Origin of the sequence: Pseudomonas sp. OIL-1 (assembly GCF_010669185.1) — a bacterium.
Taxonomy (GTDB): Bacteria; Pseudomonadota; Gammaproteobacteria; order Pseudomonadales; family Pseudomonadaceae; genus Halopseudomonas; species Halopseudomonas profundi.
Window position 1 is genome coordinate 2,733,604 of sequence record NZ_CP048629.1, and the last position, 24,823, is coordinate 2,758,426.

At 58.2% G+C, this 24,823-nt stretch carries 15 protein-coding genes; 8 read left to right on the top strand and 7 right to left on the bottom strand.

Annotated elements, in window-relative coordinates; translation table 11 throughout:
- Positions 1–43 precede the first annotated feature (43 nt).
- On the bottom strand, positions 44–1,078 hold the full coding sequence (gene dusA, locus G3M63_RS12785; RefSeq protein ID WP_163983374.1) for a tRNA dihydrouridine(20/20a) synthase DusA: 1,035 nt from the start codon (positions 1,076–1,078) through the stop codon (positions 44–46).
- Between the two features lie 542 nt (positions 1,079–1,620).
- On the opposite strand from dusA, the gene G3M63_RS12790 reads away from it, so the two are divergent.
- The 7 genes from G3M63_RS12790 to pelG are packed head-to-tail and all read left to right on the top strand — an operon-like array spanning position 1,621 to position 13,666.
- Positions 1,621–4,362 carry a bifunctional glycoside hydrolase 114/ polysaccharide deacetylase family protein gene (locus tag G3M63_RS12790; RefSeq protein ID WP_256669818.1) on the top strand — a complete coding sequence of 914 codons (2,742 nt, stop codon included), beginning with the start codon at positions 1,621–1,623 and terminating at the stop codon, positions 4,360–4,362.
- Positions 4,340–7,885, top strand: coding sequence for a tetratricopeptide repeat protein (locus tag G3M63_RS12795; protein ID WP_163983376.1), 3,546 nt, complete (start codon positions 4,340–4,342; stop codon positions 7,883–7,885). Before G3M63_RS12790 ends, G3M63_RS12795 begins: the two co-directional genes overlap by 23 nt.
- Positions 7,886–7,905: 20 nt before the next feature.
- On the top strand, positions 7,906–8,424 hold the full coding sequence (locus tag G3M63_RS12800) for a penicillin-binding protein activator LpoB (protein WP_163983377.1): 519 nt from the start codon (positions 7,906–7,908) through the stop codon (positions 8,422–8,424).
- Positions 8,421–9,788, top strand: coding sequence for a PelD GGDEF domain-containing protein (locus tag G3M63_RS12805; protein WP_256669819.1), 1,368 nt, complete (start codon positions 8,421–8,423; stop codon positions 9,786–9,788). The genes G3M63_RS12800 and G3M63_RS12805 overlap by 4 nt, the downstream gene beginning before the upstream one ends.
- The gene (locus G3M63_RS12810; RefSeq protein WP_163983378.1) at positions 9,766–10,770 is read left to right on the top strand and encodes a HEAT repeat domain-containing protein; all 1,005 of its coding nucleotides are present in this window, start codon (positions 9,766–9,768) and stop codon (positions 10,768–10,770) included. The genes G3M63_RS12805 and G3M63_RS12810 overlap by 23 nt, the downstream gene beginning before the upstream one ends.
- Positions 10,767–12,383: a GT4 family glycosyltransferase PelF gene (gene pelF, locus G3M63_RS12815; protein ID WP_163983379.1), complete on the top strand. Its 1,617-nt coding sequence runs from the start codon at positions 10,767–10,769 to the stop codon at positions 12,381–12,383. Before G3M63_RS12810 ends, pelF begins: the two co-directional genes overlap by 4 nt.
- Complete coding sequence (gene pelG / locus G3M63_RS12820; RefSeq protein WP_163983380.1) at positions 12,296–13,666, top strand: exopolysaccharide Pel transporter PelG; 1,371 nt, start codon at positions 12,296–12,298, stop codon at positions 13,664–13,666. The genes pelF and pelG overlap by 88 nt, the downstream gene beginning before the upstream one ends.
- Before the next feature lie 6 nt (positions 13,667–13,672).
- Here the strand turns inward: pelG and G3M63_RS12825 are convergent, their stop codons facing one another.
- Entirely contained in the window at positions 13,673–16,003 is a 2,331-nt protein-coding gene (locus G3M63_RS12825) for an ATP-dependent DNA helicase (protein ID WP_163983381.1), read from the bottom strand.
- A complete protein-coding gene (locus tag G3M63_RS12830) occupies positions 16,000–17,640 on the bottom strand; it encodes a VRR-NUC domain-containing protein (protein WP_163983382.1) in 1,641 nt (546 codons plus the stop codon). Before G3M63_RS12830 ends, G3M63_RS12825 begins: the two co-directional genes overlap by 4 nt.
- Positions 17,641–17,910: 270 nt before the next feature.
- On the opposite strand from G3M63_RS12830, the gene G3M63_RS12835 reads away from it, so the two are divergent.
- Positions 17,911–18,588 (top strand): type 1 glutamine amidotransferase domain-containing protein, encoded by a 678-nt coding sequence (locus G3M63_RS12835; protein ID WP_163983383.1) that lies wholly within the window; start codon positions 17,911–17,913, stop codon positions 18,586–18,588.
- Between the two features lie 134 nt (positions 18,589–18,722).
- Here G3M63_RS12835 and G3M63_RS12840 read toward each other — a convergent pair whose 3' ends face one another.
- The 4 genes from G3M63_RS12840 to icmH are packed head-to-tail and all read right to left on the bottom strand — an operon-like array spanning position 18,723 to position 24,823.
- Positions 18,723–19,658 carry a serine/threonine-protein kinase gene (locus G3M63_RS12840; RefSeq protein WP_256670025.1) on the bottom strand — a complete coding sequence of 312 codons (936 nt, stop codon included), beginning with the start codon at positions 19,656–19,658 and terminating at the stop codon, positions 18,723–18,725.
- Positions 19,659–19,717: 59 nt separating this feature from the next.
- Complete coding sequence (locus G3M63_RS12845) at positions 19,718–20,446, bottom strand: PP2C family serine/threonine-protein phosphatase (protein WP_163983385.1); 729 nt, start codon at positions 20,444–20,446, stop codon at positions 19,718–19,720.
- 2 nt (positions 20,447–20,448) lie between these two features.
- The gene (gene tssM / locus G3M63_RS12850; RefSeq protein WP_163983386.1) at positions 20,449–23,940 is read right to left on the bottom strand and encodes a type VI secretion system membrane subunit TssM; all 3,492 of its coding nucleotides are present in this window, start codon (positions 23,938–23,940) and stop codon (positions 20,449–20,451) included.
- Position 23,941: 1 nt separating this feature from the next.
- On the bottom strand, positions 23,942–24,823 hold the full coding sequence (gene icmH / locus G3M63_RS12855; protein WP_163983387.1) for a type IVB secretion system protein IcmH/DotU: 882 nt from the start codon (positions 24,821–24,823) through the stop codon (positions 23,942–23,944).

A 24,823-nucleotide genomic window follows, 5' to 3' on the forward strand; every position in this document is an offset into this window, starting at 1 on the left:
TTTCCGCGAGAGACGAATATGCCTTGACCTTACCCCATGGCGATTAGGCGGAGCAATCCCGCGGCGCGAGCCGCTGTGACATCTCGTCGATCAATCGATCATAGAGCGCAAGGGGTTGGTCGGTACGGTGTAGGGAGCTGCTTAGCTCGCGGCGGAAATGCCGGGCTCCGGGCAGGCCCTGGAATAGTCCGAGCATATGTCGGGTGATGTGATTCATCATTCCGCCACGCTCAAGATGCCGCTCAATATAAGGGCGCATCGCGGTCAGCACGTCGATCCGGCAAGGGACGGGGCGATCATCACCATAAAAAAGACGATCCACTTCAGCCATGAGATAAGGATTGTGATAGGCCTCGCGCCCAACCATTACGCCATCCATGTGCTGCAACTGCTCGGTCATTGTCTCAAGCTGGCTCAGGCCGCCGTTGATAATGATTTCAAGGGCAGGGAAGTCCCTTTTAAGCTGGTGCACGACCTCATAGCGCAGGGGCGGGATATCACGGTTTTCCTTGGGCGAAAGCCCTTCGAGAATCGCGATACGTGCATGGACAATGAAGGTTTCGCATCCCGCCTCGTGCACCTGTCCGACAAAGTCACACAGCTCGTCATAGCTGTCCCGCCCGTTGATACCAATGCGGTGTTTGACCGTAATGGGTAGCTCACAGGCATCTTTCATCGCCTTGACGCCTTCTGACACCAGCTCAGGACGAGCCATCAGACAGGCGCCGATCAGGTTGTTCTGAACACGGTCGCTGGGGCAGCCAACGTTGAGGTTTACCTCGGCAAAACCGGCATCCTGCGCCAAGGCGGCGCAGATCGCCAACTCCTGCGCTTTGCTACCGCCCAGTTGCAGCGCCAGCGGTTGTTCTTCGGGGTTATACCCGAGGAATCGTTCGCGATCGCCATGAATCACTGCTCCGGTCGTCACCATCTCGGTATAGAGCAGCGCGTGCCGGCTGATCAGCCTGGCGAAGTAACGGTAATGACGGTCAGACCAATCCATCATCGGCGCTACGCAGAAGCGGCGGGACGGTTCCGGGTGGTTAGTGGTTGGCTCGATCGAGGTTTCCAGGGGCATTTCGTGAAGCCTGCTAGGGATATGACCGGAGTCGACATTGGCAGTGCCAGCGACGTGGTTCAGTTGTGGTGCTGCGTCTGAATAGACGCCAGGCCGCTAGTGTATCAGCAATGGGGTTTTTTTTCTCGCACGGTGGCCGTCTGGATGGGTGTGTTCAGCCCATTGAAATATCAGCATTTTTTTATAGCGCTAGCCGTTCCACGCCAGCCGGCTAGCGGAGGTTGGCATCATTTTGATGCCATTGAATCATCCGGCAGCCGAACGGTTGTGAATATGTGAACCAGTTCCCAAAGCCCGTGTAGTGGGGCTTACAAGAATAGGATTCAAAATATTTCATGATTTTTAGCCAAATTTTGAACTGTTGCTGGTATTTTGACATCTATGCTTGAGCGGTATCGAGATGGGTAGTTTATTGGCGCCTGCTCTCGCTCGGGCGTGAGTGAAAATGCTTTCAGACCAATCACTGATCAACAAAAGGCACGGCAATGGAAAGGCGGTTACGCCAGGGACGATCCGGCTTATGGGTCGGAACGCTATTCGTTATGTGTTTAGCCTCGCTGTCCATTCGAGCTGAACCACTCGCTCCGGCGAGTATTGGCTTCTGGTACGGCGATCGTCCCCCCCTGTCAGAACTGGTGCAGTTCGATTGGTTGGTTGTCGAACCGGAGCATTTCAAAGCCGAAGACGTATCCTTTATTCGCAGCCAGGGATCGCAGCCCTTCGCATACTTGTCTGTCGGCGAACTGGATCCGCATGATGCCGACAAAAATCCAGAGCTTCGGGAATACGCTTCTTCAACACGCAATGCAGCCTGGGACAGTCAGGTCATGGACCTGACCGTCCCAGGCTGGCGTGATCACTTGATGGCTGAGGCCGGAAACTTCTACGAACAGGGATACACAGGTTTATTCCTCGATACATTAGACAGCTTTACGCTGCTGCCTGAGGCCGAGCGAAAGGCTCAAAGAGACGCGCTGGTCGAGCTGCTGATCCGCATGAAAAAGCGCTTCCCGCATCTCCAGCTGGTTTTTAATCGCGGTTTTGAAGTAATAGGTGATGTCGGCGATAGCGTCGCAGCTGTCGCGGCAGAGTCGTTTTACCAGGGATGGGATGCCAGTACGCAACGTTATCGAAAGGTGCCTGAGCTGGATCGACAATGGTTGATCGATCAGCTCGAACCATTACGCCAGCGTGGCGTTCCGATTATCGCTATTGATTACCTGCCACCACATCGTCGTGACGAAGCACGCAAACTGGCCAAACGGCTGCATGATGAAGGCTATGTTCCCTTTGTAAGCACCCCCGAACTCGACTACCTGGGTATCAGCAATGTGGAGGTTCAGCCGCGCCGCATCGCCATGCTTTATGATCCGCGCGAAGGTACCCTGGATCAAAGCTCCGGTCATCTATTGCTCGGCGGATTATTGGAGCATCTTGGCTACCGCGTGGATTATCTGCCTGTGGATGGCACGCTGCCGATGAACCGGGGTATTGGTTTTTATGCTGGCATCGTCGTGTGGATGACAAGCGGCGTGCCGTTGCCCTCCGACAATTTCCATGGTTGGATTACGGCGCGACTGGACGAGAAAGTCCCCCTGGCGTTCATGGCAGGCCTGCCGGTCGAGGATGCTGCGTTGCTGCGTCGGCTCGGATTGCGCCGAACCGACGATATCGTGCATACCGGCGCCGAGATCGCCGAGCACGACGCCGAGTTGCTGGGTCAGTTCGAGGCGCCACTAGCGCCCCGTACCCGCGGTCTTGTTCCGGTCTCCGTACGAGGGCAAGAAGCCAGAGCTGCGCTGTTGATACGCGATGGCTCCGGCACCCAGTATGCGCCGGTGGTCGTCGCGGATTGGGGCGGCATGGCCTTGGATCCCTACGTTCTGGAAGAGGGCGGCGAAACCCGCCGATGGATTCTCGACCCTTTCGAATTCCTTCAGCGAACCTTGCGCTTGGAACCTATCCCTGCGCCCGACGCCACTACCGAAAATGGTCGGCGTATTGCCACGGTACATATCGACGGCGACGGGTTTCCATCCCGCGCCGAGATACCTGGCACGCCATTCGCCGGTCAGAAGGTTCTGGATGCCTTTATCAGGCCCTACCCATTGCTCACTTCCGTATCGATAGTGGAAGGGGAGGTCAGCTCCGCTGGCGCCTTTCCTGAACTAGCGGACGAGCTGGAACCTATCGCCAGGGAGATCCTTGCCGAAAAGCGGGTAGAAGTGGCTTCTCATTCATTCAGCCATCCTTTCTTCTGGCAACCGGAAGTAGCGAGTAAGCGGGAGGGGTTTAATCCGGAGTACGGGCTCCATATGGAAATTCCCGGCTATGAAAAGCTGGATTTCAAGCGAGAAATCATCGGTTCGACGCAATACATCAACCAACAGCTTGCCCCCCCTGGAAAGCCGGTAAAAGTAATGTTCTGGAGCGGTGATGCGATGCCGGACGCCGAGACGTTGCGCCTGACGTATAACGCAGGCCTGCTCAACGTCAATGGCGGGACGACCAAGCTGACCTACGCCGAGCCTTCGCTGACCGGCCTGTATCCCTTGCTGCGACCTACTGCCGGCGGCCTGCATGTGTATGCACCGATTATCAACGAGAACGTTTATACCAATCTGTGGCATGGCCCCTATTACGGATTCCGCGGCGTCATCGAAACCTTTGAGTTGACCGATGCGCCGCGCAGATTCCGTGGTCTGCATCTGTACTACCATTTTTATTCCGGAACCAAGCAGGCTTCGATCAAGGTCATGGATGAGATCTACCAGTACATGCTCGAACAGGAGCCGATATCGCTCTGGATGAGCGATTACTTGCAACGCGTGTTTGGACTGCATGACGCCTCGCTGGGGCTGGCTGTAGACGGCTCATGGCATATCCGCGCCATGCGAGGGCTGCGCACCGTGCGGCTTGATCCTGCGCTCGGTTGGCCCGACCTGCGGCAATCCTCCGGGGTCGCTGGCGTGCGTGATCTGCCCCAGGGACGCTATGTTCATCTCAGTGGCGATCGCGCCCGGTTGGTGCTTCGTTCCGAGCGGGACCCGACACCCGCGCTTGAAGAGGCAAACGTTCCCTTGCTGCAGTGGGAGTACCTTGATAAAGGCAGGGTGCGCTTTGGCTTTGCTGGTGAGTTTCCGGTCAGTTTCTCAGTACGTTCAGCCAAGCCTTGCAAGGTAAGCGCCGGCGGCACACGTCACACCGGTCGCGCTGTACAGGATCTCTGGCAGTTCGATTTCGACACCAGCGAGGTCAGCGATGCGCTACTCCTCTGCGACTAAGCCGGTACGGCTATTGCGGTTTCGTACATTGGCGCTGGCCGGAGTCGCTGTGTTGGTGTTGCTGGTATTGGTGCTCGCCAAGGAAGAAGACTTTCTGCCAGATGGCCGGGGTGCAGATGCCGTATCCGCCAGTTATGCCGAATTGATGCTTGCTCATAGTCCCGAGGCAACACAGCTGCGTCAGGAGCTGGTGCAGTTACTCATCGACCTGAATCAGTACGATAGAGCGCGGTTTCATTTGCTTGAATGGCAACAAACCGAGCCACTGCTGGCGGACTTTTTTCGCTTGGTAATCGACGCGCAAACGGCGATGCAGCTTGAGCAAACCGATCGGATTCGCGCCGTTCAGAATCAGTTGCCTGCCTTTGATCGGAGCCAGTTACCGACGTCACGCCTGCTTACACTGGCGCAGCTGGCGCTCAGCTTCGAGCAACCCTGGCTGGCTGCGGATATCTATTACGAACTTGCCCAGGCGCAGCCCGATCATCGGAGCGAATATCTCGAAGCGGCAGCGCAGTGGTATCAGGCGAGCAACCAGCCTCGCAGGGCCAGCGAAATGTATCTGGTCCTGCTGGAAGAAAATCGCTATCCGGAAAAACGTTTGGGTTTTGTTCGCAAGGCCTACTCGACGATGCTCGAGACCGGGCGGGAAGAGGATGCGACCTTGATGTTGGTCGCCGAGCTTGAGCAATTGACTACCTCGTCGCCTGACCGGCTGTGGTTAGAGCAGGGCCGCAATGTAGCGTTGTCGATTGCGCGACTGGATCTCGCGGCCCCGATCGTTGAGCGCTGGCGGCAGCTTCATCCGCGGGATCCCGACGCGGTCCAGGCTTCCTTTGATTTCGCCCTCGCCTCCGGGGACATGTCGGCCGCCTGGGATTCGGGAAGTCAACTTTTGCTGCTGCGCCCGGATGATGCTGAGCTGAAACGTCAGATGGCTAAAGTCGCCGAGTGGAATGGTCTCAACTCCGAGGCTTTGACGTTGTGGATCTCCTATCTTCGACTACGTCCCGATACGCAGCTACAGGATTACGTCTGGCGTCGGGCGTTCCAGATTTTCGATTTCGAGCGTGGCCTGCCGCTGCTTACCGAGCTGACGGACAAACGACAGCTAAGCGATGAGGAGCTCGATGCATTGATTTACGCGCATGAGTCCCGTGGAACCCCGGCAAAGGCTGAAGAGTGGTTAAGAAACTATCTGCAAGCCTACCCTGAACACCGACTGGGGTGGGTCCGGTTGATCCAGAATCTCGAGAACACCTTGCAATATGAGGCGGAAGCTGAGGCCTGGCAGGCCATGGCAGAGCAGTTCCAGCTGAGCGCTGCCGAACGCGTCGAGTGGGCCAGCGTGCACTGGCGGCTGTATCAACCGGATCATGCCTGGCATGTTCTGGATATCGACACCGATGGGATAGTCGACGGCGACTACTGGCGTACCCGTGCCGGGTTGGCGTGGGAGCTGGAACGTGACGAACAGCTGCAGCATGCATACGAGACCATGCGTCAGAGGAATATCGATCTGTTCTTCAGCGAAGAGTCGGAGCTGATTGAGCTCTATAGACTCGAATCCCCGCACAAGGCGCTGAGCCTCATGGTCGCCGGCTGGCGCAGTCACAGGCGGGCAGAGCGCCTGGTGGGCGCATTGGAACTGGCCGAGACCTATAGCAATTTTGAGCTGGTCGCAGAGTTGCTGGCTGACGCAAAAGGTGATCCGGCAGTGGCGAATCTGCCTACGGTGATGCTTGCCCGGGGCTCGTTGGCTGTACATGAGAATCGTCTTGACGATGCAGAGCGAATCTATCGATTGGGCACCAAGCGCTCGCCAGCGGTGGCCGTATTCCGTGAGCGTCTCATATGGTTTCTGATTGACCACGGGCGCACCGATGGGTTGGCTGAGCTGCTGCAAGAGTGGCGCATCGTTGCGCTGAAGTCTGGTGCCCTGTGGCTGCCCTTCGCTGCGGGCAATCAAATGCTCGGGCGTTACGATCAGGCGCTGGCCTGGTATCACTTCTATCTGAGAGGGCAACCGGACGATCTACTGGTCAGAGCTGCCTATGCCGACGCGCTGGAGGGCGCAGGACGACTCGATCAGGCGCTACGGTTGCGCAAATCCCTCGTTGCCCGGTTCGAAGACGAGCTCTTGGCAGAATCGCCGGAACGCTACGCGACCTGGCTGCGCCTGGTTGCCAGCACCCGATCGGGGCTGCATGCCCAGCAGTTGGCGGCCAGCAATCGTGGTGCCGATACCTTGATGCTGCAGGTCTGGTTTGACCGGGTACTGGCGCAGCTGGGCGAGTCGAATCAGGAGGTGGCCAAGGATCAATGGCTGGCATGGGCCCGCGGGCGCGGCCTGAAGATTGATCGCTATGAACAACTGCAGCAGGGGTTACGCCAGTACAACCGTGACATGTTGGAGCGAGCGCTGGTCAGCAACGAGTTTGACCCGGTCCAGGAAACCGGCGCCTTGAGTTTGCTACGACGCAACAGTCATGCACTGGGTAGCGCGTTGAGCCAGCTCGGCAGTAATCCGTCCCCCGTTATTAATAATCCTCTGCGCTTGATGGCCACCGACCTTCTAGAACAGGAGCCCCAGGGTATTCGATTGGGGTGGTTCCGCCGGGATTTCGGCGATCTCGAACTCAGAGGTCCAGAGTTGCTGATGGCACGTCATCTTAACGGCACCTGGTATGCCAGTCTTAAGCTCAGCCGCGATCGTTACCAGGCTGTCAGCTTGAATGAAAGCCTGCTGGGAACCGAGACCAACGCATTCGCGACGCTGCAGCGGCCGCTCGATAACGGGCGTTTCTCGATCATGCTGGACAGCAGCTCGCGCCGGGATCATGACCGTCATGGCCTGGGCATATCGCGTCAGTGGCAGTTAAGCGCGCGGGACGAAGTGGAACTGGGTCTGGATTGGCAGCGCGAAAGTCAGGACAGCGGGCTGATGCGGGCTCTGGGGCAGGCGGATTCGCTCTGGTTGGCTGGCAGCCACGGTTTTTCGGCACGCGACCAGCTGTCCTGGTGGGTTGCCCATAGAGCATTTTCCACTCGCTCCGGTGAAAGCCTAGGTGAAGGAGAAGCCGTGAATCTCGAATTCAACCAGGTTCAGCAGTTTAGGGGGCCCACCTGGACCACGCGGGTTGGCGTCGATTATCAGAACAATCGGTTACGCGATATATCCCTGGCTGAGGCCGGCGGCCTGCTGACCTTAGACGAACCAGTGACCGAAGATCTTCTGCAAAGTCGCTATGGCCGTGTGTATGTGGGCAGCACCCTGAGGCGCGGGATGCCGGGCGCGCTGAACCGGACCGAGCCGCAATTGACCTGGTTGGTTGATGTTCAGGCTGGCTGGGAATGGACAGAGAGCGAATTTACCTACGGTATTTCCACCGGTGTAGGTACTGGTGTCGTGGGAGATGACGAACTGGCGATAACCCTGGGTTATCAGTCTACGCCGCGGGGCAGTGACGGATCATCAGGCGGGTCGTTGGGAATAACTTACAGCCGGCGTTTCGGACGCTGACCCTATCAAGGAGAAAGACCATGCAATCCATACGTTGTTTGACCATGACAATGGCAACTTTGCTTGCTGTTGGCTGCACCAGCATTACCAGCAAGGAAAGCCCTGCGTTGCCGGCTGACGCCCGCTGGGCGCTCCTGCCGATCGTCAATTATTCGCAGGCCCCACAAGCGGGTGAACGCAGCGAACAGATCTTGATCAGCATCTTGAGCAAGCAGAATATTCAGCCTCAGGTTTACCCTCATTCCAGCAACCAGGATGCAGTGCTGCTGGATGATCGTGAGCGTTTCGCTGAAGCCATGACCTGGGCACGCCAGCAGGATTTCGACTATCTGGTCAGCGGAAGCGTGGAAGAATGGCAATACAAGAACGGCCTAGACGGCGAGCCCGCCGTGGGTATCAGTCTGCGTGTGCTAGAGCCATCCACCGGCAAGGTACTTTGGAGCAATAGTGCCGCACGTGCTGGCTGGTCCCGGGAAAGCCTGGCGGGCACTGCACAGAAAGTATTGGGCGAACTGGTTGATGACCTGCGGATTGAATGATGGATACCGATCTGTCGCACAGGGAAGACAGCCTTGCTCCTCAGGCTGGCAGCGCGACTGCCTGGACTGAAACGCTTGGATTCACCGCGCTCGCACTGATTCTGGGTTTCTGGCTGACGCCTGACGATCCGCTTCAGGTTTTCGGGTTCCCCTGGCCCATGCTTGCGCCGTTGTTGCTTGGGGTGCGCTACGGCTTCGTAAAGGCCCTGGTGAGCGCCTCGTTGCTGGTTTTTACGCTGTTACTGCTACGTTATTACGGGCCGCTCTATGACGCACTGCCGGGTCCTTACATCATCGGTGTATTGGTCAGCAGTATGCTGGTAGGGGAATTTCGCGACCTTTGGGGCCGTCGCCTGCAGCGTCTGAAGATGGCCAACGATTATCGACAGTATCGACTCGACGAGTTTACTCGGGCACATCAGATGCTGCGTATTTCCCATGATCGCCTGGAACAGCGGGTGGCTGGGAGTGACCAGAGTTTGCGCAGCTCCTTGCTGCTGCTTCGTGAACGTATGCGCGAGGTGAAAACGCCCGGCGAGACTCTGATATGGATGGCGGAGCCGATAATTGGCCTGCTTGGTCAGTATGGCTCGCTGAGGGTGGCTGGCTTGTACGCCGTGAACAAAGAGAGGCAGATGCTGCCCTGGCCCCTTGCGACTATAGGCGAGATGGGAGAGGTAGACGCAGACGATCGCATGATCAGGCTGTGCATCGATCGCGGCGATCTGGTTAGCGTGGGCGCCGATTCTATCGAGCATGGAGAAGAGCAGGGGTTCTCTTCGCTGCAGGCGTGCATCCCTCTGATCGATACCCACGGCACCCTGCTGGCAGTGCTGGCAGTTCGTCAGATGCCGTTTTTTCTGTTCAACGACAAGACGCTGAGCCTGCTGGTTTTATTGGCTGGGCACGCTGCAGATCTGCTACAGAGCGATCCGCGCGCGCTGCAGCTACCGGGTGCTGATATGCAGACTTTTTCGCAGCATCTGCATCGCTCGCTGATGGACACCGAACGCCATCGATTACCCGGTACGCTGTGTCTGCTTGAGCTGTCGGAGGTCGATGAGGACCTGATGCGACTGTTCATCGAGAGCCAACGAGGCCTGGATCTGCATTTGCGCGTACGTAATGGACGCGGTCACGACTGCTTGCTGATCCTTATGCCGCTGACGCCGCAAATGGGCGTTGGTGGGTTTGCAGCACGCCTGGAGCAATTGCTGACGAAGCGATTTGGCCCGGGCTACACGTTGCTGGAACTCGGGGTTGTGGTCAGGCAATTCGAGTTGCAACCCACAGGCTCTCGCAATGCATTGCGTGACTTCCTGTTCAAGGAGTGCGAGCTGAATGAAAGTCAGATTGCTATCTAGCGGTGCCCTCGTGTTCAGCTCCATTGTGATCGAATTCGGCGGCTGGACGCATCTTGGGTTGGCTCCACTGCTGGCCGATGGACTCCGGTATTTTTTACTACTGCACACATTAGCATGTGTGTTGTTGGCCACGGGGCTATGGCAATTGTTGCCGGCGCGTTATCAGCGCCCCTGGCCGTGGGTGCCGCTACTGTTGTTCAGTCTGGCTTTCTTCATTCCCGGGCTCGGCGCGCTGGGAACCCTGCTGGCTTTGACGCCGGCGCTGTGGTTTCAGCGTCGGCGAGAAAATCAATCCTGGCGGGCACTCAGTGCACCGCAACTACCGTTTCGTCCGCCAATGCAGCAGCTATCCCCCTTGTTCAATGACGGTAGTCTGCAGGATGTGCTCAGACTTTCCACCGATCCGGAGCAACGCCTTGCCGCCATACTGGCCACCCGACGCATGGCCGGACAGTCCGCTATGCCAATTCTCAAGTTGGCGCTGAGAGACCCGGTCGATGACGTTCGGCTGCTCGCTTATTCCATGCTTGATCAGCAGGAAACCCGCATTAACGAGCGGATCGAGGCGTTGCTGACGCGGCTGACCACCGCTGACGATAGACAAAAGGGCGCGCTGCATGCCGCGCTGGCGCACTGGTACTGGGAGCTGAGCTATCTGGGGCTGGCTCAAGGCAGTGTATTGAAGCACGTACTGATGCAGGCTCGTGAACACCTCGAAACGGCCTTGGAATCATCACCAAATCCCGAACTGGAACTGTTGGGCGCCCGTATTGCGCTGGAGCAAGGGCTGCCGCACGAGGCCAGACTTTTCTTGAGACGGGCGGAGCAGGGCGGCATCGCGACGGAAAAACTCACACCCTTTCGTGCCGAAGCAGCCTTTCTTTGTGCCGATTACGCCGAGGTGCCGGGGCTGCTTGCCAGTTTGTCGAGCGATGTACTCAGACGTCCACCTTTCACCGAATTGGCGAGGTATTGGCTATGACGCGTTCGCTTGCCACTGAAGAAGCTCACAAGGCAGATATTTGTCTACTGCTCGAGGGTACCTGGCCCTACGTCCGCGGAGGCGTGTCCAGTTGGGTCAATCAGCTGATTCTGGGGCTTCCGGAGCTGACCTTTTCGGTTGTCTTCATCGGAGGGAAACGCGACGCCTACCCTCAACGGCGGTATGAGGTTCCTGCGAACGTAGTGCATATCGAAGAGCTGTACATTGAAGAATCCTGGCAGCCCCACGGGCGCAAAAGCGGACGTCCGAAACGGAATGCACCGGGCGATCAGTTGCTCAGTCTATACCGCTTTTTGCATGATCCGGACGTGCCTGACGAGTCAACTGGCGAGGCGTTGCTGGCCTCCCTGGCCGCGGGAAAAATCGATCTTGATGATGTGCTGCACAGTCATGAGAACTGGGACATCGTCACCGAGGGATACCGTAGCCACTGCAGCGATCCGTCATTTGTTGATTTTTTCTGGACGCTACGGTCCATACAGGCACCTCTGGTAATGCTTGCCCAGGCGGCTCGCCAGTTCCCGAAAACGCGAGTGCTGCACTCCATTTCGACCGGTTACGCGGGCCTGCTTGGCTGCATCCTCAAACAACTGTGGGGCTGTGAGTATGTGCTCAGTGAGCACGGCATTTATACCAAGGAACGCAAGATCGATCTGGCGCAGGCCAGCTGGATTGGCGAGGACCCGATGGAAGCTCTGAGTGGAGGGATCGACTCGGGTACCGGCTACATTCGATCGTTGTGGATTCGTTATTTCGAGCGCATCGGCCTGCTTACTTACCGTTCGGCCAGTCCGATCATCTCTCTCTACGCGGGTAACCGGCAACGGCAGATCAACGACGGTGCCGACCCGACGCGGACCCGCATCATCCCTAATGGCATTGATCTGCAACGCTGGAGCGATGCGGTGGCGAAGCGCGATAAAGGCATTGCGCCGGTGGTCGGTTTCATAGGGCGTGTTGTACCCATCAAGGACCTGAAAACATTCATCCGGGCGATTCGCGGGGTAGTCAGCGCGATGCCCGAGGCCGAGGCCTGGATTGTAGGCCCCGAGGATGAAGATCCGGCGTATGCCGCTGAATGTCACAGTCTGGTCGCCAGTCTCGGACTGGAAGGCAAGGTGCGTTTTCTGGGGTTCCAGAATATTCAGGAAATCCTTCCGCAACTGGGAGTCATGGTGCTCACGTCAATCAGTGAGGCCCAGCCGCTGGTGATTCTCGAGGCCTGGTGTGCCGGCACGCCGGTGGTCAGCACGGACGTGGGTTCCTGTCGGGAGTTGATAGAGGGAGGCACGCGGGAGGACCAGGCGCTCGGATCAGCCGGGGAGGTAGTGGCGATTGCCGATCCGCAGGCTACTGCACGGGCAATCCTCGACCTGTTACTGGATCCGACACGCTGGCAGGCGGCTCAGGCCAGCGGGCTCGCTCGGGTAAATCGATACTACGGTGAAGCAATGATGCTCGCCTGCTATCGCGATATTTATTACGCTGCCATGGAGAATACCGAATGGCTGGTATCGGCTTCGAATTACGAAAGATCCTTTCCAGAGACTCCTACACCGCAACGCTTAGAGGCTATGTCTATGCGGGGTTGATCAGTTCAGGGCCGTGGGTTCTCTCGATCATCAGTGTAATGCTGATCGGCTTGCTGAGCGTCGGGGTGGTCGGATCGCAATCCCTGGTGCGCCAGTTTCTGGTCACGGTGACTTATCTCATGGCCAGTTCGCTGATCGTTACGGGTGGGTTGCAACTGTTCTTTACGCGTTTCGTTTCTGATCAGCTGTTTCAAAAGCGAACCGAGCTCATCCTGCCGAATTTGCTGGGCATCCTGTTGCTGGTGACATTGGGGGCGGGTGTATTGGCCTGTGCAGTGCTGATCACCTTGTTTGACGAGCCCTTCGTGTACCGGTTGCTCGTCCTGGCCAACTTTGTGGTGCTCTGTAACCTGTGGCTGGTGATTATTTTCCTGTCAGGCATGAAAGCCTACAACCGCATCCTGCTGATAATGGCCGGCGGCTACTCGATCATGGTCGCCAGCGCCTTCCTGCTCAGGCATTGGGGAGTAGACGGTTTGCTGCTGGCGCTACTGATTGGCCACGGCTGTCTTTTGTTCATGTTCCTTTTCGACATTGTCCGCGACTACGATTCGGACCGCTTGATTGCCTTCGATTTTCTCGACCGCAACAAGGTTTTCCTCAGCCTTCTGTTGACCGGTTTTTGCTACAACCTTGGGATCTGGATAGACAAGCTGATTTTCTGGTTCAACCCGGCGACCTCCAACCAGATCGTTGGACCGCTTCGCGCATCGATGCTGTACGACTTGCCAATTTTCCTCGCTTATCTGGCGATTATCCCCGGCATGGCGGTATTTCTGGTGCGCATCGAAACCGATTTTGCCGAGTGGTACGAACGGTTGTTTCGCGCGATCCGCGATGGCGAGACGTTGCAGCATATCGGCCAGCTGAAAAACGAAATGACGCTGTCGATCCGTCAGGGTTTGCAGGAGATCTGTAAAGTTCAGGGGCTCACGGTGGTCCTGCTCCTGCTGTTCGCACCGAACCTGCTGGATTGGCTTGGTATGTCGCGGTATTACCTGCCGCTGTTCTACGTTGATCTGGTCGGCGTCAGCGTGCAGGTGGTCTTCATGGCGTTGTTGAATGTCTTCTTCTACCTCGACAAACGAACGGTGGTGTTGCAGCTATGCGCGCTCTTCGTAGTGCTCAATGCACTGTTGACGCTGCTGAGCCAGTATCTCGGCCCGAGTTTTTTCGGTTACGGCTTCACGGTATCCCTGGTGTGCTGTGTGTTCGTCGCGCTGGTGCGCTTGAACCGCGCACTGGATGATCTCAAGTACGACACCTTCATGCTTAACCGCTGACACACCTCAGGGAAACAGCTGACCGATACCCACTTCGGGTTCATGGCGGTTGGAGGCGCGTGGACTGGTGTCAATCAGCTGGCGGACTGGCCGCCACCAGTCGGGGAAGAGATGACGGATGCTTGCCTGGCCGAAACGGTCATCCAGCAGATACACCACGCCACGATCATCGGTGGAGCGGATAACCCGTCCCGCAGCCTGAACCACTTTCTGCATTCCCGGATACAGATAGGCATATTCGTAGCCGTTGCCGAACATCGATTGCATGCGCGTTTTGACTTCCTCATTGATCGGGTTGATTTGCGGCAGGCCCAGTGTGGCGATAAAGGCACCGATCAAGCGGTTGCCGGGTAGGTCGATCCCCTCGCCAAAGGCGCCGCCCAGTACTGCGAAGCCGATCCCCTCCGAGTGAGCGCTGAAGCGCTCGAGAAAGGCATGTCGATCAATTTCGTTCATGCTGCGCGACTGGGCCCATACCGGAACGTTCGGGTAATCCCGTTTAAAACGATCCAGCACCTGTTCCAGATAGGCATAACTGCTGAAGAAGGTCAGATAATTGCCCTGTTGGGCATGAAACTGATCCGCCATCAGCCTGCCAATGGGCGCAAGGCTCGTCTCGCGATCCCGGTAGCGGGTCGACAGATTGCCGATGATGCGCACATCGAGCTGTTCTGCTGCAAAGGGCGATTGCACGTTCAGCCACTGCGTCTGTTCGGGCAAGCCGAGCAGGTCGCTGTAGTAGTCCTGGGGGCTAAGCGTGGCTGAAAACAATGTGCTGCTGTGGGCGGCAGCAAAGCGCGGCGCCAGAAAGGGTGCCGGCACGATATTGCGCAGACAGAGCGTCGACAACGTGCGTTTGTGGTTGCCGGGATGACGGGAAATATCAAACAACGAGTGCGGACCGTAGGCATCAGCCAGACGGCAGAACAACATGGCGTCAAGGTAAAAACGTAACAGTGACCCGTCGTTGCCGGTGGGTTGGTCGGTCAGGTGTTCGGTAATGGCGCTAACGGCTTTTTGCAGTGCGGCAATAAACAGATCGGCGATAGCTGGGTAGATCTGATAATCAGATTCCTGATCCCGGTGCAGCTGATTCCAGTGCCGCCCTACACGGTCAAGAGCAGTCTTCAATCCGACCGGGGCCAGCTTGCGCAGGTCATTGAACCGGGCCTGATTCAGTTCGGCGGTATACATGCCGCGCCCACGGTCAATCAGGTTGTGAGCTTCGTCGACCAACAGCGTGACGCGCCAATCATTAAGCACCGTCAGCCCGTAGAGCAGGGCAGCCATATCGAAGTAATAGTTGTAGTCGCACACCACCACATCGGCCCAGCGGCACAGCTCCTGGCTGAGATAGTAAGGGCATACCTTATGCTGCAGCGCGACCTCGCGTACTACCTGCTGGGTTAACACGCGCCGTGCCAGCGCAGCAGACCGGGCAGCAGGGAGACGATCATAAAATCCCTGGGCCAGCGGGCAGGATTCGCCATGACAGGCGCGGTCGGGATATTCGCACGCCTTGTCGCGGGCGACGTGTTCCAGCACGCGCAGCGGCATCTCCGGGTCCTGTTCGCGCAGAGTTGCCAGTGCATCCAATGCAAGCCTGCGACCGGGCGTTTTGGCGGTCAGAAAGAACAGCCGATCAAGCTGCTGATCCGGAAAGGCTTTGAGTTGCGGAAACAGCGTGCCCACTGTCTTGCCAATGCCGGTGGTGGCCTGAGCCATCAGCGTTTGGCCGTCTCGCGCTGCCCGATACACGGATTCGGCCAGCTGGCGCTGCCCTTTGCGAAAGCTTGCGTGCGGAAATTGCAGCGATGCCAGGCTCAGGTCACGGGCTGCCCGGTGCGCCGTCTCCTGCTCGGCCCAGGCGAGAAATCGTTGGCACTGTAGCTCGAAAAAATCACGCAGACTGTCGGCGCCGAAGCGCTCGCGAAATACCGTTTCCTTCTGGCTGATGACATTGAAATATACGATTGCCAGATCGATTTCTTCCAGCTCCTCCGTCTCGCACAGCAGCCAGCCGTAGACCTTGGCTTGAGCCCAGTGCAACAAGCGGTGGTTCTGCGGAATGCGCGATACGTCGCCGCGGTGGGTTTTGATCTCTTCCAGCAGATTCAGCAGTGGGTCGTAACCATCGGCCCGGCCAGTAACCAGCAATCCCGAATAGCTGCCCGCCAATGCGACCTCGCACAGATAGTGATCGCCTCGCCGGGAGGTGACCGTCCTGTGTCCGGCAATGCCTTCCTGCGCGGTGGGCGCGGGAGTGAAGCGCAGGTCCAGGTCACCTTCCTTGGCGGTGAATTCGCACAGTGCACGTACAGCGATCCTGTAATTCACGCGTTCGCCCACTGTACGTAACAGACATCGACCGGCATATCGTGTTGGGCACACAATGCGAGCCAGCGTCGCTGGTTATCCTGTAGCCGGTCGCCGGGACCCTTGACCTCGATCATGCGGTAGCGTTGCTCAGCGGGCCAGAACTGGATGAGGTCTGGCATTCCGGCACGGTTGGCCCGTACATCGCACAACAGACGTTCGAACCAGATGCGCAGATGCGCCGGCGGTAGGCAGGCGAGCGCCTGTTCAAGCAGCTCCGGCGACAGTGCGCCCCAGAATACGAAGGGCGACTGGATGCCATGCTTGGCTTGCCAGTTTCGCAATATGGTCTCCTTGTAGATGCCCGTATCGATCTGGTCCAGGCATGCGTCGAACAGCTCGGCGCGGCGCTGACGAAAATCCGGGCTGTGCAGATCCATCGGCGCATTGTGAAACGGATGAAAAAACGCTCCGGGCAACGGGGCAAAAATCGCTTCCCAGCAAAGTAGGCCAAACAGGCTGCTGATCAGCGCGTTCTCCACATAATGCACCGGCGCGTCGGGCCGGGAGAGGCGTTCACGCACCAGCAGCTCGACCGTAACAGCCGCAGGCCCGGGTAGGCTCAGATCAATACGGCGCTCAGTCGGATGGACGCTTCGCGCCGAGGCTGCGAGCCCGAGCCGGCGGGATATTCTGGCCAACGCGCGCTCAACCAATTGCTGTTCGGTATCACTCTCCGGTGCAGCAAGCGCCTGCTGCGCAAGCGCATGGGCTTCTGTGTTTGCCCCGCGTTTCTCCAGAATGCGCAGACGGCGTTGGCGCGCGCCGCTGTACTGGCTACGCTGATAAATCTCAAGTGCCAACTCACAATCATCTGTCCGCTCAAGCTGGCGCGCTATCAGAAATAACAGCTTGGCGTAGCGGGTGTGAACATAAGGATTAGCGCAGTCAGGTCTGCCGAGGCGCTCGAGTACCTGTGCCACCGGCACGCCGCCGTCAAAGTCCTCGCGGCAGTGATGAATATGCAGGTATTGCTCGATATCGGTACGGCAACTGAACCCCCGGGAATGCTGCGAGATCGGCACCTGCTCATAGCGGAAGATACCCAGGTCCGCCAGAACAAACTCGGACCAGGACTGGCGCATATTGCCGAAAAAGATCAGCCGCAGCCGGTCACAGAGTGCTCCGATTACGAGGGTGTAGAGCGCATCAGTCAGGGCCGGACACCAGTCAGCGAATGCACGACTGCCAGGGCAGATATCCGCGAGCAACTGATGCATTGCACTCTTTGGCGCCGAGCGTAACGGGGCAAGTTCTCCAAAACAGACGACCGCTTCGTCCCGGCGCAGCAGCCCCAGTGTTTCCTCAATGGTCAGCGCCGTGTCATGTTTTACCCAGCCGAGTTCAAGCAGGGGCTCGGCAGCGGCCTGGATATTGCCAATCTCCGCATAATCCAGTTTGCTACCCCGAAAATGTGGACCCTTACGCATGACCAAGCGCACCAGCAGCGCCTGAGCGGGCAATGCCAGTGTTCGGAAATCCGCGATGAATTGGCGTTCCTGCTCATCAAGCAAGTCGTCATAGCGTGACGAGAGCCAGTCAATCGCGGTGTGGAAATTGGCCAGATAATAAAATGCGGGGCCGAAAGGAATCTGCATAAGCCTACTTGCTAGTTATATATACAGTATTCTGCCCGCCGGCCGAGCGAGGTTCAAGCAAGGGAAAGGCTTTTGGACCGGTGGTTTGGTGACAAGCAACGGCCAACCAATAAGCCAATCGCACGTACTTTGCAGGACGGTAATTTGCCTTGTGCAGGCGAAAGACACGAAGGAGAAGTGGTCTAGTATGAATGGAACCTTTCCCGCCGAGGCTTCTTCGAAAATGCACAGCGGGCGTATTCAATCACGTTCAACAACTCAGGGTGCTTTATGAAAATACTGATGATACTTACGTCACACGATCAACTCGGTAACACTGGCAACAAAACCGGATTCTGGCTCGAGGAATTTGCCGCTCCCTACTACACATTCAAGGATGCCGGAGTCGACGTGACGCTGGTATCGCCTGCCGGCGGCCAACCGCCGCTCGACCCTAAAAGTGATGAGCCGGATGCTCAGACTGCCGACACGGAGCGCTTCCGGAATGACGCTGAGACGCAACAGGCGCTGGCAAATACCGGACGCTTGGCCGACGTGACCGCTGAGGCGTTCGATGCGGTGTTTTACCCCGGCGGCCACGGTCCGCTCTGGGACCTGACCGAGGACAAACATTCAATCGCGCTGGTTGAAGCCTTCGCCCGTGGTAACAAACCGCATGGTTTTGTCTGCCATGGTCCCGGGGCTCTGCTTCACGCTAAGGGCGCCGATGGCAAGCCGTTGATTCAGGGGCGCGAAGTAACCGGTTTCACCAATGGTGAAGAAGCCGCAGTAGGTCTGACGGACGTGGTGCCGTTTTTGATTGAAGATGAGTTCCAGCGTCTGGGTGCACGCTACTCCAAGGCTGGCGATTGGCAGGTGCACGTGATGGCTGATGGACAATTGGTCACTGGTCAGAATCCCGCCAGTTCCGCCGCTGTGGCTGAAAAGCTGTTGAAACTGCTGGGCTGACGCTCTCCGCCTGCGGATAGAAGGTCATGTCGATGGCGATCAATAAACGGCCGCTGGGCTTGATCGTTATGCCTCTCTCGGCGCCGGCTCTTGTCCAAGATGGACAGGCTTCGCGGCTCCGACCCAGCGGGTCGTTATCCCCGCTTACGGCCAAACATGCGCCCAAACAGGCTCGGTTCAGGAGCGCGGTACGCATCCAGCAATCCGGTAGCGTCAATATCACGCTGCTCCGGATCGAAGGCGAGGGCGCGTTGTAATGCTGGCCAGCAATGCGGTGGCAGGTTAGCTGGGCGCTGCAGGCTTTTGTCCTGCTCCATGGCCTTGGCTTGTCTGGCGGTCAGGCGGCTGAACGGGTGGTGACCGCTGCTCAGTTCGTACAACACACAGGCCACCGCGTAGATATCTGCCGGAGCCGCCAGGGCTTCGCCGTTCAATAGTTCCAGAGCGGCGTAACGTGGCGTCCAGGCGGCGATGCGCGAGCGGCTGAGGCGGGGCAGGCTGGTCAGTAGACCTTTGGTGGGCTGGCCAAGACCATAGTCGAACAGCCGCAAGCCATCGGCAGCGAGCATGACATTGCTTGGTTTCAGGTCGCCATGCAGCACACCCAGGTTGTGGGAACATTCCAGCGCTTCGAGCAGAGGGATGGCAATGGATTGGCATTCTGCCCAGGGGAGGCCGTCGGGACGCTCAGCTAATAGCTGATCCAGCGTCGGGCCCTTGAGCAATTCCATGGTCATAAATGCGCGCTGGCTCGGCGGATCTATATCAAACGCATACAGCCGGATTACGTTTGAATGCCGCAACCGACTGGTCAGCGCGAACTCGCTGTAGAGCAGGGCGCTGGCATCGGGATACTGGGCAAATTCTTCGTTCAGGGCTTTCAGCGCGACATAGGGCTCGGGATCGCCGTATTGCTCACGCAATAGATCGCGCGCGCGGTACACAGCGCCCATCCCGCCAACGCCCAGCAGCCTCTCGACCTTGTATCGCTTGCAGAGCACTTCCGGTAAGGCCGCAACGGGCGACACCGATTGATTATCTGCCAGCGCAGACGGGGCGCCGCCGACCATATGAGTGAGGTCAGCGTCCTCGTCCATGAGGGGGGTATCCATACAGAACTCCATCTCGTTTATTGACGTATCACTACAGCGCTCAGGTTGTCGCGTGCAGGGCCATTCAAGGCCAACTCAAATAATTGCTGTAATGCCAGGCGGACTGAGGGCTGACTCAGCCCCCGCCCGATGGTGTCAGTGCTCATCTCCTGGTAGAGCCCGTCAGTGCATAACAGCAGCGTGTCGCCGGGATAAACGGTGAACTCCACCAGATCCAGCGTCAGGGTCTCGTTGGCACCCACTGCGCGGGTCAGCGCACGTGCTGAAGGATGCTGAGCCGCCTGAGCAGGCGTGAGTCGGCCTTCCTGTATCAGTTCTTCATAGAACGAATGGTCTCTGGATAGCTGAAACAGCGTGCCCCCGCGCCAGAGATAGCACCGGCTGTCTCCCGCCCAGAGACACACAGCGTGGTCCCCTTCGATCAATAGCACAACAACGGTACTGCCGATAACCGGATCTGGCTGCTCAGCTGTAACCGTGAGTTCCTGAGTGAGCCTGCGATTGAGCAGGTGAAGGCAACGCCGCACATCCTTGACGCGCTGGTCCATGTCGTCCCGATGCGGCAGCTCTGCGAGGTGCTCAACAATGAGTCTGCTGGCGAGCGCGCCGTTCTGATGTCCGCCCATGCCATCCGCCACGGCCCAAAATCGCTTCTCGGGTTGCGCCAGAAAGGCATCCTCATTGCGCGCGCGGACCTTTCCGGTATCGGTACGGCCTGCGCTGCGCCAGGAACCGCCAGGCGCCACTCTCAGAGCCTCGCGGGCAGGTTGAACGAGCGTAACGAGCCTGTCTCGAAAGGGTTGGGCGAGCGCTGGCTATGCAACAGATAGTTCGCCCGCAGACCGCTCAGGTCTGCCTTGAGCATCAGTACATCTCGCTCTGAGTGCTTGCCGACTTCCACCTGGTCCAGCATGCGGAACAGCGACCAGGTCCCGCTTTCTTCGTCGAGGCTCACACGCCGTCCACCAAGATCTTCCAACTGCAGGGTCACACGACCGTCTTCTGTCTGCGCCGGCCATTGAAAGGCGGTCTGCATGATCGGACCGTGACGGTATTCCATTTGCTGGGAGCCAAAGCGGAAACTGGCGCGGCCCAGGCTGGAATCCAGCGAGTAGGGTTCGAGCTTGAACAGAATCTGCGGCTCGTTCGGGTTCTCGGCGAAAAAGCTTTTGCGGATAGTGAGAATGTTGCCCATCTGTGCGAGGAACTGCCGTGACATGGGCATACCTCTGCCGTCGATCTGTCGTACGCGGTAGCTTCCGTTGGCATCGCTCAAAAACGACTTCAGGTAACGCTCATAGAAACTGTCCGCAATCCCTTGAGCTCTGAAAAACTCGCGGAAGTCCGTCAGCGCCACATCGCTTTCGCTCTGCACGTTGAATGGATAGCGCTCATGCAGTGAATCGTTGTACGCGGCATAGAGCTCACTGCGGTAGCGCTGATTGAGGAAGCTGTGCGCATCCGTCAGTACCATCATCCAGCTGTCTGCCGCCAGAGCCTCGAACCATTTGCCCACCGGCTGGGGCAGCGGGGCGGCGCTGGCGCGTACCTGGTTGATAGCGTCGCGCTGGCCGTCCATACGTGCTCGGGCCATGTCGAAGGCAGCCTGCTGCGGCACGCTCGCCTGAGCCAGACTGGTGAGTTGAAGCTGCAAGGCATCAAGAGCCTGCAGACTGCTCGCCAGTTCCGGTGCGGGGCCGCCATTCATGTCGAGTAACCGATGCAGGGGTTCGAAGCGCCGTTCCAATGTCTTGCGAGCGTTTTCAGCTTGCAACAGATTGACCTTGGCTTGCAGCGAATCGACCGGCTCCGGTGCTTCGCTGAAGGATGTGTTTTCCTTCACTTGTGACAGCAGCTCGAGGATGGGCGAGTTGGAGGCGGTCAGCCTGGCCAGTTGCAGGGAACCCTGCGCGGTGTCGCCGAGCGGTTCCAGGTGCAGCCTCGCCAGTGCGTCCGTCCAGTAACCCGCATAGTCCTGGAAATACAGCTCTTCCATTTCGACCATCAGACGGTTGAGATCATTGCGGCTTAGCGTATCGCTGCCACCCAGCACCCAGTTGTCGCGCAGAATATTCTTGACCAGATCCCCGCCCTGGGCGACGAACATGCTTTCGTATCCGCGTTTGGTATAAAAACCGGGGATGATGTTATTACTGCTGGTCAGTAGCGCGGCCTGCGGCCCCAGGTGTTGTTCGAGCCGGTAGTCAGGCAGATTGCGTGCCTGTTCACGCAGCATGCGATAGACCACGGTGGCGAGTGATTCGCTACGCAGCTGCTGGCGGGCATCGGCGACCAGCCGGTTATTGAGGGTATAGGGCTTGAACGAGCCTTCCAGCAACCGCCTGAAATGCGCGCTGAGACCTTGCTGGGCTTCGCTGTTGCCGGCGTAGCGCAGCGACCAGTCGGCAGCCATCCATTCCTGCAGATACTTGGGGTCACGCCGACCTTCAAGGTTGAGCATCAGGTAGGCGCGCAGGCTGGCCAGCAGGCCTTCACGGTTATCCAGGCTAGCGCGAATCTGCTCCTCAATCTGCTGTGCCACCCGCGGCAGTAACACGGATTCGAGATCATCCCTATAAGTGCCATAGACGATACTGTTCACCGGTTCGCCCTGATAAAGCCCGCCACGCTGAAACCAGCTGACGCCTTCGCTGGGCGGAAATACCTGGGTAGCGGCAAAGCTTGTATCAAGCGTATCGAGGGTGTCCAGCGCATCCTGTCGGTCCCGGGCCTGATGCCGCTGGTCTTTCAGGGCCTGGGCCAGATCGCGCAGCTGTTCCAGGCGGTCGTGGTTACTCGAAAAACTCACGGCCCAGCTCAAGCCGAATACGGCAAGGCATACCACCGCAGCCGCATACAACGAGCGTTGCCCCCAACCGATGCGTTTGACCTCGCGGTCGTCCAGACCGGCAAGCTCGGCTTCGGGGAAAATCACTCTGCTCATCAGATTGTGAATGAAGCGCGCGCGACCGTTGCGGAAGGTGGGCAGGTCATTGCCGGCGGGACCTAAATTGCGCCCGATGCTGGCAGTGAGCGGGTCCAGACCATGCTGCAGCTCTGGTGCGCTGGTCAGGTAAAAACCGCGAAGCTGGCTGGCACGCTGATAGCGATTGCCGGCGAATGCCAGCTCGATGAACAGGCTCAGCGGCTCGCCAATCTGGCTCAGCTGATGCGGGAAATCCATGATGCGGCCGCGGCGCTGATGATCGCGCTCCTGATGCATCCGCATGATGACCTGGCTGTTGATCTGATGTAACAGCTCCTCGAATTCTCGACGAACCACCTGGGTATCGGTGCCGTCCTGTTCCTTGCGGAAACTGGTGCCGAACACCTGGTCACTGTCCTCACGGCTCAACTGATCGAAAAACTCATCGAAGCCGAGAATACGATCGGCCTTGCTGAGCACCAGATACACAGGCACATCTACGCCGAGTCGTTGATTGATATCGTGCAGGCGCTGCCGGGTCTGCCGGGCCAGGACTTCGAGCTCCTGCTCGCTTGCCTGCAGTAGTTGTTCAACCGGGACGTTCACCAGCACGCCGTTAAGTGGGCGAGGGCGGCGGCGACGCAACAGGCCGAGCAGGGTTTGCCAGCCCATGCCATCGATGTCTTCGGCCGGCTGGCTGAGGTAGCGCCCGGCCGTGTCGATGAGTACCGCGTGCTCGGCGAAATACCAGTCAGCATAACGGGTGCCGTTGATGTCACGGGTCAGGCGCTGCTGGCCGGTCTGGTTAAGCGGAAACTCCAGGCCGGAAAAATCCAGCAAGCTGGTCTTGCCGCTGCCTTCCGGGCCAATCAGCAAATACCAGGGCAATTCATTACGCCACCGCTCGCTGCGTCCCTGGTAGAGGTTCGAACGGCGCAGGGTACGCAGGGCATTCTTGAAGCGACTATGCAGCTCAACCTGCTCTTCGACGATCAACCCTTCACGGCGCAGGCGTTCCTGAGCGTCCTCATCGTCCTCGTCGGCTTTTTTCTGCTGGCCTGCTTTCCAGCTGAAGTACACCATCGACAGACCCCAGACCAGAAACAGCACGCTGATGGTCACCAGCCGGCTGCTGGCCGATGCCCAGAATTTATTGTCATTGACCGCCAGCAGGGGGCCGACAAACCACACCATCGCAGCCAGTGCGAGTACAAGACACAGGCTTAGAGCCCAGCCGCGGCGAAATATTTTTGGAAGGCGCGATAGCTGGTTGATTTGCGCGAAGCGGGCAAAGCGAAACAGTTGCGATTTCATGTCAGTTCATCCCTGAAAACGGCGTGACGAGCGGAGCAGCATCCTGCTGTTCGAATGGCTGTAGCACCGCGCTGCGCTGCTCGCTGAGCACCCAGCTGAAGCCGGTGAACAGGGTTGCCAGACACACGGCGGTGAAGAGTACGACCAGCCACCAGGGCACGATGCGAATCAGGTTGCGGCGGGCGTCTTTCAGACCTTCCCAATGCGGCGATATATCCCGGGGAATGTCGCCGCGGATCTGATGAATCTGGCGATACAGGCTGTCACGGATGACCTCCAGCTCCATCATGCCGCGTGGCATGACGCGGTACTTGCCTTCAAAGCCGAGGGAAATGCACAGATACATCAATTCGAGCATGGCAAGGTGTTTCACCGGGTTGCGCGACAGGCGTTCCAGAAGCTGAAAGAATTTCTCACCGCCGAAGGTTTCGTTATGGAAGCTGCTGAGCAGGCTCATCTGCGACCATTCGCTTTCGTTACCCCAGGGTGTAGTGACAATTGCTTCATCCAGGGCAGTACATATCACGTAGCGAGCGGCCATTACTTCAGTGCTTTCGGCGCCGCTCTGCAGGGCGCGGTGCTCAAACAACTTGATTTCGGCGCTGAGCCGGTCCTTGAGCGCGTGCAGGTCCTCGCGGTCGTAGCTGTGCTTGAGCCGCACCACCTCCGACAGCAACCCGGATGCCATCGCGACCAGCGGATTCAGGCTGAAGTTGTAGCTTTCAGCCGGGCGTATCCGCGCGGCATAGATCATGCGCTGCTCAAGTTTCTCGTACTTCGGCGGGGCATCGAAATCAGTCAGCGGCGTTTGCGCTGGGAGGTTGCCATTGCGGTTGAGAATGACGGTCTGGTCGTCCTGGCGGTAGTCCATTTCGTTGTTCAT

What these genes read in the sequence shown, in the direction of transcription:
- G3M63_RS12795 (WP_163983376.1), top strand. Translation starts at nt 4,340, where the DNA reads ATGCGCTACTCCTCTGCGACTAAGCCGGTACGGCTATTGCGGTTTCGT.
- G3M63_RS12805 (WP_256669819.1), top strand. Translation starts at nt 8,421, where the DNA reads ATGATGGATACCGATCTGTCGCACAGGGAAGACAGCCTTGCTCCTCAG.
- G3M63_RS12830 (WP_163983382.1), bottom strand. Translation starts at nt 17,640, where the DNA reads ATGCAGATTCCTTTCGGCCCCGCATTTTATTATCTGGCCAATTTCCAC.
- G3M63_RS12790 (WP_256669818.1), top strand. Translation starts at nt 1,621, where the DNA reads ATGTGTTTAGCCTCGCTGTCCATTCGAGCTGAACCACTCGCTCCGGCG.
- G3M63_RS12840 (WP_256670025.1), bottom strand. Translation starts at nt 19,658, where the DNA reads ATGGTCGGCGGCGCCCCGTCTGCGCTGGCAGATAATCAATCGGTGTCG.
- G3M63_RS12810 (WP_163983378.1), top strand. Translation starts at nt 9,766, where the DNA reads ATGAAAGTCAGATTGCTATCTAGCGGTGCCCTCGTGTTCAGCTCCATT.
- dusA (WP_163983374.1), bottom strand. Translation starts at nt 1,078, where the DNA reads ATGCCCCTGGAAACCTCGATCGAGCCAACCACTAACCACCCGGAACCG.
- G3M63_RS12835 (WP_163983383.1), top strand. Translation starts at nt 17,911, where the DNA reads ATGAAAATACTGATGATACTTACGTCACACGATCAACTCGGTAACACT.
- G3M63_RS12800 (WP_163983377.1), top strand. Translation starts at nt 7,906, where the DNA reads ATGCAATCCATACGTTGTTTGACCATGACAATGGCAACTTTGCTTGCT.
- pelF (WP_163983379.1), top strand. Translation starts at nt 10,767, where the DNA reads ATGACGCGTTCGCTTGCCACTGAAGAAGCTCACAAGGCAGATATTTGT.
- tssM (WP_163983386.1), bottom strand. Translation starts at nt 23,940, where the DNA reads ATGAAATCGCAACTGTTTCGCTTTGCCCGCTTCGCGCAAATCAACCAG.
- icmH (WP_163983387.1), bottom strand. Translation starts at nt 24,823, where the DNA reads ATGAACAACGAAATGGACTACCGCCAGGACGACCAGACCGTCATTCTC.
- pelG (WP_163983380.1), top strand. Translation starts at nt 12,296, where the DNA reads ATGGCTGGTATCGGCTTCGAATTACGAAAGATCCTTTCCAGAGACTCC.